The 17,731-nt window shown below is 63.0% G+C and carries 12 protein-coding genes; 7 read left to right on the top strand and 5 right to left on the bottom strand.

Going from position 1 to position 17,731, the window contains the following annotated elements; all coding sequences use genetic code 11:
* The first annotated feature begins 16 nt into the window (after positions 1–16).
* Genes J1C49_RS04440 through J1C49_RS04450 form a run of 3 tightly spaced genes read left to right on the top strand, consistent with a single transcriptional unit; the run spans position 17 to position 3,550 of the window.
* Positions 17–1,570, top strand: coding sequence for an ABC transporter ATP-binding protein (locus J1C49_RS04440; protein ID WP_227444602.1), 1,554 nt, complete (start codon positions 17–19; stop codon positions 1,568–1,570).
* A complete protein-coding gene (locus tag J1C49_RS04445) occupies positions 1,560–2,612 on the top strand; it encodes an ABC transporter permease (protein ID WP_227444603.1) in 1,053 nt (350 codons plus the stop codon). Before J1C49_RS04440 ends, J1C49_RS04445 begins: the two co-directional genes overlap by 11 nt.
* Entirely contained in the window at positions 2,609–3,550 is a 942-nt protein-coding gene (locus tag J1C49_RS04450) for an ABC transporter permease (RefSeq protein ID WP_227444604.1), read from the top strand. The genes J1C49_RS04445 and J1C49_RS04450 overlap by 4 nt, the downstream gene beginning before the upstream one ends.
* A gap of 105 nt (positions 3,551–3,655) precedes the next feature.
* Here J1C49_RS04450 and J1C49_RS04455 read toward each other — a convergent pair whose 3' ends face one another.
* Positions 3,656–7,699: a hypothetical protein gene (locus J1C49_RS04455; protein ID WP_227444605.1), complete on the bottom strand. Its 4,044-nt coding sequence runs from the start codon at positions 7,697–7,699 to the stop codon at positions 3,656–3,658.
* Between the two features lie 980 nt (positions 7,700–8,679).
* On the opposite strand from J1C49_RS04455, the gene J1C49_RS04460 reads away from it, so the two are divergent.
* From J1C49_RS04460 to J1C49_RS04475, 4 genes are all read left to right on the top strand, one after another.
* A complete protein-coding gene (locus tag J1C49_RS04460; RefSeq protein WP_227444606.1) occupies positions 8,680–10,062 on the top strand; it encodes a M20 family metallopeptidase in 1,383 nt (460 codons plus the stop codon).
* 175 nt (positions 10,063–10,237) lie between these two features.
* On the top strand, positions 10,238–11,665 hold the full coding sequence (locus J1C49_RS04465; RefSeq protein ID WP_227444607.1) for an amidohydrolase: 1,428 nt from the start codon (positions 10,238–10,240) through the stop codon (positions 11,663–11,665).
* Entirely contained in the window at positions 11,662–12,618 is a 957-nt protein-coding gene (locus J1C49_RS04470; protein WP_227444608.1) for a succinylglutamate desuccinylase/aspartoacylase family protein, read from the top strand. The genes J1C49_RS04465 and J1C49_RS04470 overlap by 4 nt, the downstream gene beginning before the upstream one ends.
* A 212-nt stretch (positions 12,619–12,830) precedes the next feature.
* A complete protein-coding gene (locus J1C49_RS04475) occupies positions 12,831–13,295 on the top strand; it encodes a VOC family protein (protein WP_227444609.1) in 465 nt (154 codons plus the stop codon).
* Between the two features lie 177 nt (positions 13,296–13,472).
* On the opposite strand, the gene J1C49_RS04480 is transcribed toward J1C49_RS04475, so the two are convergent.
* The 4 genes from J1C49_RS04480 to J1C49_RS04500 are packed head-to-tail and all read right to left on the bottom strand — an operon-like array spanning position 13,473 to position 17,717.
* Complete coding sequence (locus J1C49_RS04480) at positions 13,473–14,468, bottom strand: ABC transporter ATP-binding protein (RefSeq protein WP_227444610.1); 996 nt, start codon at positions 14,466–14,468, stop codon at positions 13,473–13,475.
* Entirely contained in the window at positions 14,465–15,451 is a 987-nt protein-coding gene (locus J1C49_RS04485) for an ABC transporter ATP-binding protein (protein ID WP_227444611.1), read from the bottom strand. The genes J1C49_RS04480 and J1C49_RS04485 overlap by 4 nt, the downstream gene beginning before the upstream one ends.
* Positions 15,448–16,743: an ABC transporter permease gene (locus J1C49_RS21905; protein WP_370639373.1), complete on the bottom strand. Its 1,296-nt coding sequence runs from the start codon at positions 16,741–16,743 to the stop codon at positions 15,448–15,450. Before J1C49_RS21905 ends, J1C49_RS04485 begins: the two co-directional genes overlap by 4 nt.
* On the bottom strand, positions 16,740–17,717 hold the full coding sequence (locus tag J1C49_RS04500; RefSeq protein WP_227444612.1) for an ABC transporter permease: 978 nt from the start codon (positions 17,715–17,717) through the stop codon (positions 16,740–16,742). The genes J1C49_RS21905 and J1C49_RS04500 overlap by 4 nt, the downstream gene beginning before the upstream one ends.
* Between the last annotated feature and the right edge of the window lie 14 nt (positions 17,718–17,731).

A 17,731-nucleotide genomic window follows, 5' to 3' on the forward strand; every position in this document is an offset into this window, starting at 1 on the left:
GTGACGGGGGGCGGGCGTGACACGGGTTCTCGAACTCGAAGGCATCACCAAACGCTTTGGCGCGACGCTGGCCAATGATGCGGTGTCGCTGCATCTCGACCAAGGCGAGATCGTCGCTCTGCTTGGCGAGAATGGTGCAGGCAAGACGACGCTCATGTCGATCCTCTTCGGGCATTACACGGCTGATGAGGGTGCGGTGCGTGTGAATGGCGCGTTGCTGCCGCAAGGCAAGTCGCGCGCGGCGATCCGCGCTGGCGTCGGCATGGTGCATCAGCATTTTGCGCTCGCGGCCAATCTCACGGTGCTCGAAAACGTGATGACCGGCACCGAACCGCTGTGGCGATTGCGCTCCGACATCGCCCATGCGCGCGAGAAACTGCGCAGGCTGTCCGAGCGCTTCGGGCTTGCGGTCGATCCCGATGCGCGTGTGTCTGACCTGTCGGTCGGGGAGCGTCAGCGGGTTGAGATCCTCAAGGCGCTCTACAATGACGCGCGTATCCTGATCCTTGATGAGCCGACGGCGGTTCTGACCGCGCAAGAGGCCGATACGCTGTTCGCAAAGCTGCGCGCCATGGCGGCGAACGGGCTTTCGCTGATCTTCATCTCGCACAAGCTGCACGAGGTGATGTCCGCCTCTGACCGCGTTGTTGTCTTGCGCGCCGGTCGCGTGGTGGCCGAACGCGCGACCGGGGCCACCTCCAAGGAGGAGCTGGCCGAGCTTATGGTCGGCAGCGCGGTGGAACGCCCGGTCCGCCCGCCCGCCCGGCCGGGCCCGGTGGTGCTGGAGGCGCGCGACGTGACCGTGCCGGGCAAGGGTGGGGCCTCTCTCAAGGGGATCAGCTTTACCCTGCGCGCGGGCGAGACGCTGGGCATCATCGGGGTCTCCGGCAATGGCCAGACCACCTTGGCCGGGCTGGTCTCTGGTCTTGTGGCGCCGAGAACCGGGCATCTCGACGTGAAGGGCCGCCCGCTGCGCCCCGGCGTGCCCCAGGCCATCGCGGCAGGGATCGGGCGCATCCCGGAAGATCGCCATGCCGAGGGGGTGCTTGGCGATATGACGACCTGGGAAAACGCGGTGCTGGAGCGGATCTGGTCACCGGAGTATTCGCGCGGCGGCGTGGTGCGACGCGGCGCGGCGCGCGAAACGGCGGCGCGGATCCTGCGCGACTATGACGTGCGCGGCGCGCAGGTGGATGCGCGTGTGCGCCTCTTGTCGGGCGGCAATATGCAAAAGCTGATCCTTGGCCGGGTCCTAGAGGCCGCGCCCGACATCCTTGTGGCGGCGCAGCCCAGTCGCGGTCTGGACGAGGGGGCCATCGCGGGCGTGCATCGGCGGTTGATCGAAGCGCGCGACCGGGGATGCGGAGTCTTGCTGATCTCGGAAGATCTCGACGAGGTGATCGCTCTGGCCGACCGGATCTGTGCCATTGTCGGCGGGGCGCTGTCCCCTGTGATCCCCGCTGAACGCGCCGACGCGCGCCTGCTCGGTCTCATGATGGCCGGGGATTGGCGTGCGGCGGAAGGCATCGAGGCAGAAGCGCTCGACGCGGGAGCGACCCATGCGGTTTGAACGGCGCGAACAGCCCTCCACGGCGCTGACCCTTCTGGCTCCGCTCGGCGCCATCGCGGCGGCGTTGGCGATGTCCGGCATCCTGATCGCGATTGCGGGGGCCAATGTGTTCGAGGCGTTTGGTCTCATCCTGCGTGGGGCGTTCGGCTCGCGTCTCGGCATCACCGAGACGCTGACGCGCGCAACGCCGTTGATCCTCACGGGATTGGCCGCGGCCGTCGCGTTTCGGGCCAAGCTCTGGAATATCGGCGGGGAGGGCCAGTTCTATCTCGGGGCGCTGGCGGTTGCGGCATTCGGGCTGGTGCCCGGGCTGGCCTCGGCGCCGCCGGTTCTCGTCATCCTGCTGTGTCTCTGTGTCGGGGCACTCGCGGGCATGGCGCTGTTGTTGGTGCCGGTGGGGTTGAAGCTGCGCTTTGGCACCGATGAGGTGGTCACGACCCTCCTGCTGAACTTCGTCGCGGTTCTTTTTGTGTCGATGATGATCGAAGGGCCGCTCAAGGACCCGCTGGCATTCGGCTGGCCGCAATCCGTGCCGGTGCCTGACGCCGCCGTCCTGCCGCAGCTTGTGGAGCGGTCGCGGCTGCATGCCGGGCTGATTGTGGCGCTCGTCCTCGCGGTGGTGGTCTGGTGGATCCAGTCGCGCACCGTGTTTGGCATGCAATCGCGGGCCGCCGGCCTGAACGCCCGCGCGGCGGAATTTGCCGGCGTGCCATTGGGGCGGACCCTCGTCGTGGTGGCCTGTCTCTCCGGCGGTCTGGCCGGTCTCGCGGGCGCGATCGAGGTCATGGGCGTCAAAGGCTACGTGACAACTGATCTGTCTCCCAATTACGGCTATTCCGGGATCGTTATTGCCATGCTGGCAAATCTCAATCCGATCGGCGTGATCGGCGCGGCACTGTTTTCAGCCGTCATGTTTGTCGGGGCGGACAGCATGTCGCGCGCGCTCGGCGTGCCGTCCTATATCGCCGATGTGACGGTCGCGCTCTCTCTGCTGACGATGCTTGTGGCGCTGTTTCTGACGCAATACCGGGTGCGGCGATGAGCGTGGTTCTGGATATTCTGTCGTCGGTCGGCATGTGGGAGGCCGTGCTGCGCATCGCCACGCCGCTAATCCTCGGGACGTTGGGGGTCCTGCTTTGCGAAAGGGTCGGCGTTCTGAATCTTGGCATCGAGGGCATCATGACCTTCGGTGCGATGGTCGGCTGGCTGACCGTCTATTCCGGTGGTGACCTCTGGACGGGTCTTGCCGCCGCTGCCCTTGGCGGTGCGGCCTTCGGCTTCTTGCACGCGTTGATGACGGTGCCGCTTGGCCTGTCGCAGCACGTGACCGGTCTGGGGATCACGCTGTTTGCGTCGAGCTTCTCCTATTACATCTATCGGCTCGCGGTGCCGACGGCGAGTTCACCGCCCACCGTGGAGCCCTTCCGCCCGCTGGCCGTGCCGCTGCTGTCGGATCTGCCGTTTATCGGGCCGGTTTTGTTCAATCAGACCGCGCCCACCTATCTTGCGCTGGTGTTGGTTGCCGTGCTCGCCTACCTGCTTTATCGCACGCCGCTCGGGCTCGCCATCCGCATGACCGGCGAGAACCCGCATGCGGCGGATGCACAGGGCATTGATCCGATCCTGCTGCGGATCGGAACGATCATGGCCGGCTCGGCACTGATGGGACTGGCGGGCGCGTTCCTGACGCTGGCCGCGTTCAACTCGTTCTTCCCGACCATGGTGCAGGGGCGCGGCTGGATCTGCATCGCATTGGTCGTGTTTGCGCTGTGGCGGCCGGGCCGAGCCCTTCTCGGAGCGTTGCTTTTTGCCTTCTTCGATGCGTTTCAGCTACGGCTGCAAACGGTGGTCGAGGGCGTTCCCTACCAGCTGTTCCTGATGCTGCCATACCTTCTGTCCATCGTGGCGCTGATCATCATGGCGCGGCGCGCGCGGGTGCCGCAGGCGCTGATGCAGGCCTACAGGCGCGGAGAACGCTAGAACGCCGGCTGGTGTCATCGCGAGAGACCACAAACACCTGCCTCCCGTGCCGCGAGGAAAAGGGCAGGGCGGATGGATCGCCACCCTGCGCCTTTGCGGAACGGATCAGACAAGCGTCACGTCATCCAGCAATGCGTTGACGTTTGCAAAACCAAGGAATGTCAGCGTTGTCCCGCCCTCGAAAGCGAGGGTCAGGTTGCCATCAACAACCGTTGCCAAAGCGCGCAGGTCCTCCGTGGTTGGCGCTTCGGCGCTCAGAAGGTCCGCGTCGATCCGAACCGCATCGATGTTGTTCTGGAAATCATTGATCTGGTCAGACCCCGACCCGACGGAAAAGACGAACGTGTCGGCCCCGATCCCGCCGCGCAGCGTGTCGTTATCCGCGCCGCCGTCAAGCGTGTCGTTCCCCGCGCCGCCAACGATCTGGTCACGCCCGCTGCCGCCGTTGAGAACGTCGAACCCGTTGGCCCCTTCGAGCGTGTCATCTCCGGCATCGCCCGCAAGCGTATCGGCGCCAAGCCCGCCCTGCAGCAGATCGTTGCCATCGCCTCCGGACAAGCTGTCATTGCCATTATTGCCCTGAAGCGAGTCGGCACCCGTCCCGCCGTCCAGCGTATCAAAGCCGTCACGCGCTCGGATGAAATCGTCATCGGCGTCGCCGCGCAGCACATCGAACCCGAGCCCGCCTTCAAGCGTGTCATTGCCCGCACCGCCGTCCAGCGTGTCATTGCCGAAATTGCCGATCAACAGGTCGTTGCCCGCGCCCCCGGCGAAACTGTCGAACCCGTTCAACCCGGTCAGCGTGTCATCGCCGGCGCCGCCATCGGCCACATCGAAGCCCTGACCGCCGAAAATCTCGTCATCGCCATCATTGCCATTGAGCGTATCGTTGCCGGGCCCGCCTTCGAGCGTGTCGTTGCCCGGCGCGGTGCCCGCCCCGTCGCCACTCAGGGCGTCATCGCCGAGACCGCCCGCAAGCGCGTCGTTTCCGTTCCCGCCGTTGAGCGTGTCGCTTCCGTCGCCCGCGTCGAGCACGTCGTCATCGTTGCCACCGTCAAGCAGATCATTGCCGCGTCCGCCGGTCAGGGTATCGAAACCGGCTCCGCCACCGAGCGTATCATCGGCGTTGTTGCCGCGCAGGTTTTCGGATTCCGCGGTGCCTTCGATCACCCGTGGAATGGCTTCGATCGGGGCGGTGATCTCGGATTCCAGCACGGTTGTATTGAAGAACGCGTCTACGATCGTCACTTCAAGCGTGATCTGCCGCCCGATCTGTTCTTCGCGGGGGCGGAACTCCGACAACGTGGCGCCGCCGATGCTGACACCGTCCTGAAACCATTGATAGCGGACCGACGTGATCCCGTCCGGATCTTCAATCGACGACAGATCGGAGGTCAGAAGCGTTTCTTCGAGGGCGTCGCCCAGGATCACCGGCGTGCCGGTGACCGGATCATCGACGTTCTGCACGCTTTCGAACCGGTTTTCGGACCGGATGGTCTCGGGGTCGCCCGCGCCGTCCGTATAGCTGATCTCGACAAAAATCTGCGCACCGACGTCGTCCTGCGCCGCGACATAGCTGTCCTGCGTCGCGCCGGGGATGGCGTCCGCGCCGCGGAACCACTGGTATGAAAACGCGCCCAGACCGTCGGCATCCTCGATGGTTGAGGCATCGACACGCAGCGTGGCGTCCTCAACGAAATCGCCGACCACCCGGAGCGTCCCCGTCGGGGCATCGGGGATGTTCTCCACCGGATCGCCCGGCAGGCTGGTCACGCTTTCTGCTGTGCCAAAGAGATCGGTGAAGGAATAGCGAACCGTGATCACCCGCCCGACATCGCTCTGTTCAAGCTGATAGGAGGTGCCCGTCGCGTCCTCGATGGCAACACCGTCGCGCAGCCACTGGTAGCTGCGCGTGCTTGCATTCAGCCCGTCCGGGTCGCGCACGGCGCGCACATCGAGGCGCAGGGTCGCATCCTCGATCATGTCTCCCAGAATGAGCGGCGCGCCTTCGGGCGCGTCGTTGACGTTCTCGATCGTGCCGAGCGAGACACGGTCGGTGCTGGCGCGGTTTCCGAATGCGTCGGTGACATGGGCGATCACTTCAAGCTCTTGTCCGACATAGCTTTGGCTGTCGAGAAGCAGGCTGTCGGACTCGCCAAACACGCTGAAACCGACGCCATTGATGATGAACTGATACTGGATGCTGTCGATCCCATCTGCGTCAGACAAGTCTGTGCCGTCCACCGTAACCGTATCGAATTGACGGATGGGTTGATCCGGATCGGCGAGGCGTGGCAGGCCGGTCAGCGGATCGTCGAAATTGCGCAAAGGCGCCGTAACGGCCGACTCCACCGTCTCCCGCGTTCCGAAATCGTCAACATAGGTCATCTGCACGAAATAGGTGGCGCCGACGTCTTCCTGTGCGAGAGCAAGCGTCAGTCCGGTCTCTCCGGGAAGGGCCTCCCCGTCGCGGAACCATTGCAGCGTCACGCCGGGAGCATCGGCGCCAATCCAGGATTCATTGTCGGGGTCCAACGCGCCCAAGCCGTCCCGAATGGTCAGTGAACGGCCCTCAAGCGGTGCGGCGGAGCCCAACGTGCGGATGGTGCCGGTCTCCAGGATCTCAGCGAGGATCGGCCCCTCTGTCGGTGCATCATTGGTGTTGCGGGTGGGCGCGGTGGCGCTTGAAAACACCGTTTCGGGGTTGCCCGCGTCGTCGAGAAAATCGAACTGAAACTGAAATTCCGTGCCCACGCGACCATCGAAGTCGGTCGGTGTGAAGCTGTTCTGGTTCTGGGACGCGACGATCCCCGCGCGCTCACCCTCCGCGTTCAGGCGCCACAGGGTGATGCGCGCCTCGCTCAGATCTCCGACGCCGTCGGCGTCAACAAGGCCCGCCGGGCTGAAATCCGAGGCCAACCAGGTCAAGGCTTCGTCCTCGACCGGTTCCAGCGCCGCGGGCACCGCGATCTGGCCTTCTGCCAGCGAATTGAATTGGAAGATCTGAAAGCCGCCCTCGTCGATGGCCTCGTAGGCAACGACAGATCCATTTGACAGGACGGCCATGGCTTCTTTGTTGTCCGTTGCGCCGGCGCCGAAGGGCACCGGGTCATTGGCCGGTCGGCCCGTGGCGTCCATCAGCATGACATAGGGTACCGGGACCGAGGAGGTGGATTTGATGACCGCGTCGAACTGCACCACGAAGCCGCCATCGTCGAGCGCAACCATATCGGTGAATGTCACGGACGGCCCGACGCGGCTGACATTGTCAAAGAGATCGGTCGCGGTCAGGGTCTGGGTCTCACCGATCTGGCCACCAGCGGGATCGAAGACGCGAATTTCGAGCGACCGGTCGGTGCCGCCGGCAACAGCGAGCCGGTCGTCGCTGAGCACGACGACCTGTCGGAAGGACTCGACGTCCAGCGTGTCGCTCAACCGAGTCACTGCACCGTTCAACGTGCCGTCGTCATTGACGCGCTGCAAAAAGAGATTGGTGGGGAAACCCTCGGCATTCGGCGTCTGATCACGATGGGCATAGGCCGACACGACGCCGAGCGTGCCATCGGCAAAGGTCACGAGCGCGCGTTGCTCCACCGAAGCGCCGGATTCAAAGACGGTCAGCGCCGCGCTGTAGTCCGGGTCCGGCACAACGGTGCGTGAACTGCCATCGGCGTTGAAGATTTCGATCCTTTCCCCGTCGTTTAGGGTGCCCCAGCGCAGGGCAAACCCGCCGTCATTCAGAGGCGCGACCTGCGTGAGGTCGCGCAATACGAAATCTCCAGTGCGGTTCGACGGGCTGGCGATCATGCCGAGATCCGTCACCGCGCTGCCATCGGAGGAGATGCGCACAGCGGACAGGGCATTGCCGCCAAAGACCGCAAGAATCGTGCCCGAGGCTTCGTAGATGAGATCAACGGCGCTGATCGAGTTGCCGGGGGTGTTGATACTCACACCGCTCAGGTTGATGGCCTGTCCGTCGTTGTCGTGAAACCGGCCGCGCACCCCCAACGAGCCCGCGGCCCAGGCGGAAAAGAAACCGCCGGAGGGCAGGGCGACCACGTCTCCGGAAGATCCGGATCTGGCTGGTCCTCCGACCCAGGGATTGTAGGTTTCGACTTCGGGGGCCGGCGTGATCTGGATTTCTGGCATGGGTATCAAACGTCTTTCAAAACTGCTCTTTTTCCGAGTATTCCAACAGAAATATCGTCATTTCAAGCGGTTCTGCCGCAATAGTCTCGTTGAAGCGATCTCGCGTAGCGGCGCCGCTCCCGTCTGGCCAAGACGCGCGGTCGTCCTCGTTTCAAGCCACGAGACGTCAGGATGTGTCTGCTGCAAGGCGGCGTTGTGATCGCGATGATCGGAGGAAACCCGACAGCCAGGGCTTGGCTCTCCGGAGATCGCGGCATCTTTGCGTCAGGCCGGAGGGCCAAACCATGCTTGTCCGTCGCAGGCTTCCCCCTTCTTTCTGTTGCAGGCCGATGAACGGCGTTGCGATCGAGACGGGCACCGGAACGCTGCGCCACGCAGTCCTGACAGGATCGATCGGCTCTAGGGGCTGGCTCGTCCGTCGTCAGGTCCGTGACCAGAGAACGGGAGGGGGGCGCCAACCGCCCGTGCGCTCTTGTCTTGCGGTTCGAAGCGTCCGGAGCTTCCGCCGACATGTCGGTCGAAGCCGATAGCAACGATGCCACGATGCAGGTCTTAACGGGCATTCAGGGGCGGGCGGATGGGGGCCTGCACGCGCTTCGGTTGCGTCCGGAGCAATCCGCAGGACGACGGTGCCAAGAGACGCAAATCGCCGAGGGTTCGCAGAAGTGCCATCAACGCCTGAGATCGGGACAATGCGCAGCCGTTCTTGTGCCACGGACAGGGTGTTTCATGCGCGCCAGACGGCATGCGTGCACCGCCCTGCGTGTTCCACGCACCCGTCCGACAAGGTGCCGGTTTGCCCATGCCGATGCCGCCATCGCGCTGGTTGATTACGCTGGGCGTTCCGGCTGCGGTCTCGGTGGGCGGTGTGATCCACACGGGCGGCCTCCCCAAGACTGTGCTGCTCTCTCGGGTGGCGATCCAAACCGGATCGTGCCATCCTGCCGGTGTCTATCCTCTCACTTCAACGAAGGTCTGTCGTGACGCGTGATTTAGCCATCCAACGGATTGCCGCCTATTTCGATGACGGCTCCTTTTTCAACGATCTGAGCGGGCTCGTTGCCTACGAGACGGAAAGCCAGGAGCCCTCCGGCACTCCGGAGCTTGCGCGCTATCTCGATGAGGCCATGGTGACGCGGCTGACCGCTCTGGGGTTTTCCTGTGAGATCTGTGCGAACCCGAACGCCGGCGCCGGCCCGATCCTCTTGGCGGAGCGGCAGGAGGGCACCGGGCTTCCCACCATTCTGACATATGGTCATGGCGACGTCATTCGTGCGCAGACCGACCAGTGGCGCGCGGGGCTGCATCCGTTTCGACTGGTTGAAGAGGACGACCGCTACTATGGGCGCGGCACAGCGGACAACAAGGGGCAGCACCTGATCAATTTGACCGCGCTTGAAGCGATCCTGACGGTGCGCGGTGCGCTTGGCTTCAACTGCAAAGTCATTATCGAGATGGGGGAAGAGATGGGCTCTCCCGGTTTGGCCGAATTCTGTCGCACCCGAAAGGAGGCGCTCGCGGCAGACGTCTTGATTGCGTCTGACGGACCCCGCTTGCAACCCGACACACCGACATTGTTCATGGGATCGCGCGGCGGCGTGTCCTTTGATCTTGTGGTGGCGCTGCGTGACGGCGCCCATCACTCGGGAAACTGGGGCGGATTGCTGGCCGATCCCGCGATGATCCTCGCGCAGGCATTGTCGACAATCACGGATGCCCGCGGGCAAATCGCCATTCCCGAGTGGCGGCCGGACAGTCTGACAGAGGATATCCGCAACGCGCTCAAGGACCTGCCCATGGACTCCGGCGATGGCCCTTCCATCGACGCGGATTGGGGCGAAGAGAGCCTTTCCCCCGCCGAGCGCGTTTATGGATGGAACAGCTTTGCGATCCTCGCCATGAAAAGCGGCGTGCCAGAGGCCCCGGTCAACGCCATATCGTCCCATGCGCGGGCGGCCTGTCAGCTTCGGTATGTCGTGGGAACGGATCAGGCCGATATTCTGCCTGCCCTTCGTCGGCATCTGGACGCCCATGGGTTTGGAAACGTCGAGATCGTGCCCCATCAGCGTGGCTTTTTTGATGCAACGCGTCTCAGCCCGTCGCATCCCTGGGTCAAGTTCGTGTCGCGGTCCCTTGAAGCGACATGCGGAAAACAGCCGCATGTTCTTCCCAACCTCGCGGGCTCGCTTCCGAATGATGTATTCGCGGACATCCTCGGTCTGCCCACGGTCTGGGTGCCGCATTCCTATCGGGGGTGTTCCCAACATGCGCCAAATGAACACGTGCTGAAGCCTGTTTGCCGGGATGCGCTCAGGCTTATGACGGGTCTCTTCTGGGATATTGGCGCGGAGGATTGTCCATAGCGACTGTCTTATTGCGGCGGAGCACTGTCAGGCCATGTCCAGATACCGGGGACCTAAAAACCGTCGCGGATCATGGACGGCGTACGCGGTTTTGCGTGTTTGGATATCGGTGATTGCTTGCCAAGGATGAAAGACCGTGGGAACCTTTTTGGCATGAGCCAGCAAAGGGGCGAATATGCAGAATGCGGATGTCATCTGGTCAAATGTTGACCGCCACAAACCGGATTTGATCGGCCTGTCAGATCGCGTGTTCGACGTTCCGGAAACGCTTTACAACGAATACCGGTCGGTGGCCGAGCACAAAGCGATGCTTGTCGAGAAGGGCTTCAGGATCACCGAAAACGCCGCAGGCATTCCCACCGCCATTCTCGGTGAGGCAGGCCACGCGGGCCCCGTGATCGCGATCCTCGGTGAGTTCGATGCCTTGCCCTATCTCAGCCAGGAACCGGGCGTTGCCGAGCCACGTCCCCTCGACGCGGGCGGAAACGGCCATGGATGCGGGCACAACCTTCTCGGTGCGGCGGCGCTGCTTGCCGCAACCGCCGTCAAGGATTGGCTTGACGAGACCGGTATCGAGGCGCGCGTGCGCTATTATGGCTGCCCTGCCGAGGAAGGTGGCGCCGCAAAGGCGTTCATGGTCCGGGAAGGGCTGTTCGACGACGTGGACGCCGCCATTTCTTGGCATCCGGCGACCTTCACGGCGGTGAACAAGGCGAATTCGCTCGCCAATACGCGGATCGATTTCACGTTCCACGGCAAGGCGGCACACGCGGCGGGGGCGCCCGAACTCGGCCGCAGCGCGCTTGACGCGGTCGAGTTGATGAATGTCGGGGTCAATTACATGCGCGAACACATGCCGGACGGTGCGCGCATCCATTATGCCTATCTGGACGCGGGCGGTGTTGCGCCCAACGTGGTGCAGCACAAGGCAACCATTCGGCAATTGGTGCGGGCCAGCGACCTTCAGACCCTGCAATCGCTCATCGAACGGGTCAAGAAGATTGCCCAAGGGGCCGCGTTGATGACCGAGACACAGGTCGAGGCCAAGGTCTTTACCGGCGTGTCCAACCTGATCGGCAACCGGCCCCTCGAAGAGGCCATGCAAGCGGAGCTTGACCGGTTGGGACCGGTGGATTTCGACGACGCCGATCGGGACTTCGCCCGGGAAATCCAGAAGACCCTCACCAAGGACGATATCGCGGTGTCATTCCGGCGCTGTGGTATGCCCCCGCCGGACGAGGATCTGCCTCTGTGCAACTTCGTTGCCCCGCTTGATCTCAAGGGCGACGGCGGAGAGGGATCAACCGATGTGGGGGACGTCAGCTGGGCCGTTCCCACGGTCCAGGCCCGGGTCGCAACCTGCGCGGTGGGCACGCCGTTTCATACCTGGCAGACCGTCACGCAAGGCAAGGCTCCGGCGGCGCATAAGGGCATGGTCTATGCCGCGAAGGTCATGGCCGCGACCGCGAAGCGCCTGATCGAGGATCCGGCGTTGCGGGCCAGGGCGAAAGAGGTGCATGCGGCCCATCTGGCAAAGACGCCCTATGTCTGCCCGTTGCCGGACGGTGTCGCTCCGCCGATCGTTCCGCAGGCCGCATCATGAGCGCGACCGACCCCAACAAGTATCCCATCGAGCTGTCCTTTCCGGATATCTCGGGATACCGAAAGGGCAATACCGGCGTAGAGTTCTACACCAGCTTCGACAGCGGCACTGCCGGGCCGCATGTGCTGATCAATGCGCTCGTTCATGGCAATGAGGTCTGCGGCGTCCTCGCGCTTGCGCAATTGTTCGAGGCGGAGATCCGGCCCAAACGGGGCAAGCTGACACTCGGGTTTTCGAATGTCGCGGCCTATCAATCCTTCGATCCGGCCGATCCGATGGCGAGCCGGTTTGTCGATGAAGACATGAACCGGGTCTGGGATATCGAAACCTTGGAGGGGGAGCGCAGCTCCTGCGAGGTTGACCGCGCACGACAGATCCGCCCGTTGATCGATACGGTTGATCTTATGCTGGATGTGCATTCCATGCAGCACAAGACAGCCCCCGTGATCGTGGCAGGCCCGCTTGACAAAAGCGTGGCGTTGTCGCGTCGGCTCGGCACGCCAGAAATCATCGTGGCCGACACCGGTCATGCGGCCGGACGACGCTTGCGCGACTATGGCGGGTTTGGCGATCCCGCGAGCGAGAAGACCGCCGTGCTGATCGAATGCGGCCAGCACTGGGAAGCCGGGGCCGCCGCGGTCGCCATCGACAGCGTTTATCGCTGGCTTGTGCTGCATGACATGATCGACACCGACATGGCCGCGCCAAACCTGCTTGCGCGGCCCGAAGCGCAAAGGGTCGTGAAGGTTGAAACACCTGTTACGGTCGAGACCGAGCACTTCGACTTCGCCCAGCCTTTTACGGGGCTTGAGACCTTGGCAAAGGGAGAATTGATCGGCACGGATGGCGACAGGGAAATCCGTGCGCCCCATGACGGCTGCGTGTTGATCATGCCAAGCCGCCGCCTGACGCCCGGCGCAACGGCGGTGCGGCTGGGTCGTTGGCTCGTGTGAGCCGGGTCGGAGAGCCATCTTGATGCGCCATGAGCGGGGAGAGCGGGATCGCTTGGCTCGTTGCGGCGGGAAGGTGTCGGCTTTATGGACGGAGCCGCCATCCGCACTAAGGCCATGAACGTCTGCTGTCATGCCGCTTCGCAAGAAAGTTTATCGAACCGAAACATTGCGAGGCTGCCGCCAATTATGATGCAAGTTGCGAAGATCTTTTGATGCCACACGAAGACCAGTTCCGCACTGACCCAGACCACTGGTCTGTCCTCGTCCCCGAGCTGCTTGTACGTGACCTTGAGGGGTCGCGCAGGTTTTACTGCGAGGTCCTCGGCTTTAGCGAGAAGTTCGGTCGCCCAGAGGATGGTTTCTGTTACATCGAGATGGGGCACGCGCAAATCATGCTCGAAGCTGTTCCGGATGATCCTGAAGACGCATGGATCACCGGCAGGCTGGAGCCACCCTTTGGAAGGGGCTTAAACCTACAGATCGAAGTTGCCGCCGTCCATCCGATCTATGAGCGCGTGCTCAACGAAGGGGTCGAGCCGTACCGTCCGATCCGCACCGCTTGGTATCGCGAGGGCGACCATGAGAACGGGCAGGACGAGTTCCTCGTACAGGACTTAGATGGCTATCTCTTGCGGTTCATGCAGCATATCGGAACGCGGCCAGTGCGTGAGCGCTAGTTTGGCGCGGTGATCTGGTCGGTGCATCCAACTAAGCCAAATGAAAGACCAGGAAATACAAGCGCATAGCCTCAAAGCAGGCTTTCATCTTGCCTGCAGCATCCGTCAATTTGGGCCCGAACCGGCCATTGGCTGCGCTGCCCTCATATCCAATACTGCCGGCAGGCAGGCCGACCCCTACCCATCATTCAGGTGACACGCGCTCACCCGGCCCGGGGCGATTTCCTTCAGCTTGGGCACCTCGCTGCGGCACCGCTCGGTTGCATGCGGGCAGCGCGGATGGAAATGGCAGCCCGTCGGCGGATGGAGCGGGGACGGGATCTCCCCCTTGATCGGCGCGTATATCCGGCGATCCGTCTCCAGCCGTGGCGCTTCGGCCAGCAATGCCTGCGTGTAGGGGTGGTTCGGCTCCCTGAAAAGATCGTCCGTCGGCGCCGTCTCGACGATGCGGCCGAGATACATGATCACCACCCGGTCGCTCAGATGTTCCACCACACCGAGGTCGTGGCTGATGAACAGGTAGGTGAGGCCAAGGTCTTTGCGCAGATCCATGAACAGGTTCAGCACCTGCGCCTGGATCGACACATCGAGCGCGGCCACCGCCTCGTCGCAGACGATGAAATCCGGCTGCACGGCAAGGGCGCGGGCAATCCCGATGCGCTGCCGCTGCCCGCCCGAGAACTGGTGCGGATAGCGCTGATGATAGGACGGGTCGAGGCCGACCCGCTGCATGGTCATGGCAACGTAGTCATCCACCTCGTCGCGGCTGATGAGCTTGTGAAACAGCGGGGCTTCGCTGATGATTTGGGACACTTTCAGGCGGGGATTGAGACTGCTCATCGGATCCTGAAAGATCATCTGGACCTTGAGCCGGCTTTCCAGCGCGTCCTTGCCCCTGAGCGTGGTCACATCCTTGCCGCGATACCGGATGCTGCCTTCGGAGGGCAGGTGGACCCCTGCAACGCAGCGCCCAAGCGTGCTCTTGCCGCAGCCACTCTCACCCACAAGGCCGACAACCTCGCCGGGCGCGATGGCCATATCGACACTGTCGACCGCATAGACCGTATGCTCTTCGACTTTGGCACCAAGACGCCGGGCGAATTTCTCGGCGATATCGAGTTTCTTCACGAAACGCTTGGAAACCGCATCCAATTCGATGATCGGTGTCGTCATGCCGGCGTCCCTTCGTCCTGTGCAACGGCGAGCGGGTGATGGCACCTGACGAGATGACCGGGCTCCGGCGTCGTGGGGTCCGGTGCTGTGGCGCAGGTCGGGCTTGCATGGTCGCATCTGGGGCGAAAGGCGCAGCCCGTTGGCAAATCCATGGGCAGTGGCGCCATCCCCCTGATCTGTGTCAGGCGGGTGCCCCGCGCGTTGCGCGACGGCGCAGAGCCGATCAGCCCGGCAGTGTAGGGATGCAGCGGCCTGTTCACCACTTGATCCGTTGTTCCCATTTCGACGATCCGGCCCGCATACATCACCGCAACACGGTCCGCGAGGCCGGCGACCACGGCAAGGTCATGAGTCACCCAGATCATGGCCGTATTGTGCTCGGCGACGAGTTTCTGAACCTCGAACAGGATCTGCGCCTGAATCGTCACGTCGAGCGCGGTGGTGGGCTCGTCTGCGATGATGAGATCCGGTTGATGCAAAAGGGCGATGGCAATGGCAACGCGTTGCCGCATCCCTCCGGAGAACTGGTGGGGATAGCTCTTCAGACGTTCATCCGGGCTGGGAATCCCGACCTGGCCCAGCACGTCGCGACATCTCTGCCGGGCGTCCTCATCGGTCCATTTTCCATGCGCCCTGAGCGCCTCGATCATCTGGGTGTCAACGCGCAGAACGGGGTTCAGCGTCATCATCGGGTCCTGGAAGATCATTGCGATCCGGCGCCCGCGCAGGGCGCGCATCTGCGGCTCGGACAGCCCGACAAGATCCTTGCCGTCAAAGCGGATCGCGCCCTTGACGATGCGCCCGGGCTGGTCAACCAGCCCCATGATGGAAAAGCCCGTCACCGACTTGCCCGAACCGCTCTCACCGACGATGCCAAGGATCTCGCCACGGTCCAGCGCGAATGACACTCCATCGACGGATTTGACCACGCCTGCCTTGGTGAAGAAATGCGTGTGCAGGTTTTCGATGCTCAGCAGGGTCATCGGTTCAGCCTCGGGTTCAGGACATCGCGGAGCCGGTCGCCCACGAGGTTGATCGCGATGATCGTGACCAGCAGCGCGACACCGGGATAGACACTGATCCAATAGCGGCCCGAAAGCATGAATTCGAACCCGTTCGAGATCAGCAGGCCAAGGCTCGGCTCGGTCACCGGCAGGCCAATGCCGAGAAAGGACAGCGTCGCTTCAAGCGCGATGGCATTGGCCACTTGCACCGTTGCCACAACGATGATTGGCGGCAGGCAGTTCGGGAGCAGGTGACGGAAAATGACGCGGCTTCTGGAGAGGGCAAGGCATTGGGCGGCCTCGACATATTCCTTGCTCCGTTCCACAAGGGCCACGGACCGGGCGGTTCGTGCGAAATACGCCCATTGCACGATGATCAGCGCAAGCATCACCTTTTCCACACCGGAGCCGAGGATCGCCAGCAGCATCAGCGCCACGAGGATGGTGGGAAAACTCAGCTGGAGGTCGACGATCCGCATGATCACCGTCTCGATCCGGCCCCCGAAAAAGGCCGCCGTCATGCCAAGGCTGAGGCCGATCACCATGGCGAAGAAACAACTGACCACGCCAACCGCCAGTGACGTGCGCAGGCCATACATAATGGCCGAGAGCATGTCGCGCCCCTGTCCGTCCGTGCCAAGCCAATAGGTCATGATCGGCTCGCCCTCGGTGCCGCGGATGGCCAGTTCCAGTTCGAAGGGATCGTCCAGCGGCCGGCTCGATGACAGGGTGAATTCCTCCAGATCATCAGGCGTCACGGTCCAGAAGGACCGGAAATTGTGCTTTTCGCCGACGTCCAGTTCCGCCCGTCTGGGCAGGTCGTCGAGGCGCAGCGGCTCCATCGGGAAACTGCTCAGGGACGGCTCGAACGAAAGCCGGATCGTCACGGCGTTCTGACCCTTGACCGGGGCCCAGGAAAGCGTTGCACCATCCACCGGCGCCAGATCGTCAAAGCTCAGCGCCGTGCTGCCGGCCACGGTAGGATCCACCGCCAGCGCCAGATCCGCTTCCCACGGTTCTGTCATGCGCTGCGAGCCGGGGGGCTGGCGGCTGTCTTCCAGTCTGATTTCGGAAAGATCATAGGGGTTCTGCGGTGCCAGGAGCGGCGCGAAGACGGCAAGCAGAATGATCACGGAGAGGATGGCCAGACCAATGACGGCCAGCGGGCTTTCGAGAAAGTCTCTCGCGATCCGCACCGCAGGCGGAACCGGCTTCGCGGCCTTCGGTTCGGGCGCGTCGATGATTTCGGATGCGGGGTCGATACTGCTCATGCCTTCTGATCCGAGAGCCGGACGCGCGGGTCCAGAATGGCGTAGAGGATGTCGACCACAAGGTTGATCGTGATGAACAGGAACACGATCACGATCAGGTAGGCGACGATCACGGGGCGGTCGAGCTGGAAGATGCTGTCGATGATCAGCTTGCCCATGCCGGGCCAGGCAAAGACCGTCTCGGTCACGACAGCGAAGGCGATGACAGAGCCGAATTCGAGCCCGATGATCGTGACCAGTGGGATCATGATGTTCTTGAGGACATGCAGGCCGATGACCCGGCTTGGCTTCAGCCCTTTCGCGCGTGCGAATTTGACGTAGTCGAGGTTGATCGTTTCGCGCACAGAGGCGCGGGTCAGGCGGATCACGAGGCTTGTCTTGAACAGCGCAAGGTTGATGGCGGGCAGGATCAGATGGCTCAGACCATCCCATGAAAAGAAACTGCTCTCGATCCCGAGGAACTCGCCGCGCTCACCCCGTCCACCGGCAGGCAGCCATTGCAGGATCACCGCAAACAGCATGATCAGCATCAGCCCTTGCCAGAAATTCGGCAGCGAGAAACCGAAAATGGACCCGGTCATGATCGTGCGGCCACCGACGCTGTCGGGGCGCAGGCCTGCGTAAAGGCCGAGCGGCACCCCGATGAAGATCGAGATGATCATGGCACAGATCGCCAGCTCCATGGTTGCGGGGAAGCGATCGAGCACAAGCTGAAGCGCAGGTTCCCCGAATACGAAGCTGGTGCCCAGATCGCCTTTCAGAAGGTTGCCGAGAAAGGCCAGATATTGCTCCGGAAGGCTCTTGTCGAGGCCAAGCCGCGCGATCGCCGCGGCGCGCTCGGCTTCGGTGGCGTCTTGACTGATCAGGATTTCGACGGGGTTGCCGATGGCGTAGACCCCGGCAAACACCAGAACGGTCATGACCGCAACCACGAGCACGCTTTGAAGCAGTCGGCGAATGATGAAGACCGTCATGACCGGAGGCCCGT

This window comes from Cognatishimia sp. F0-27 (assembly GCF_020667845.1).
Taxonomy (GTDB): domain Bacteria; phylum Pseudomonadota; class Alphaproteobacteria; order Rhodobacterales; family Rhodobacteraceae; genus JAFMPQ01.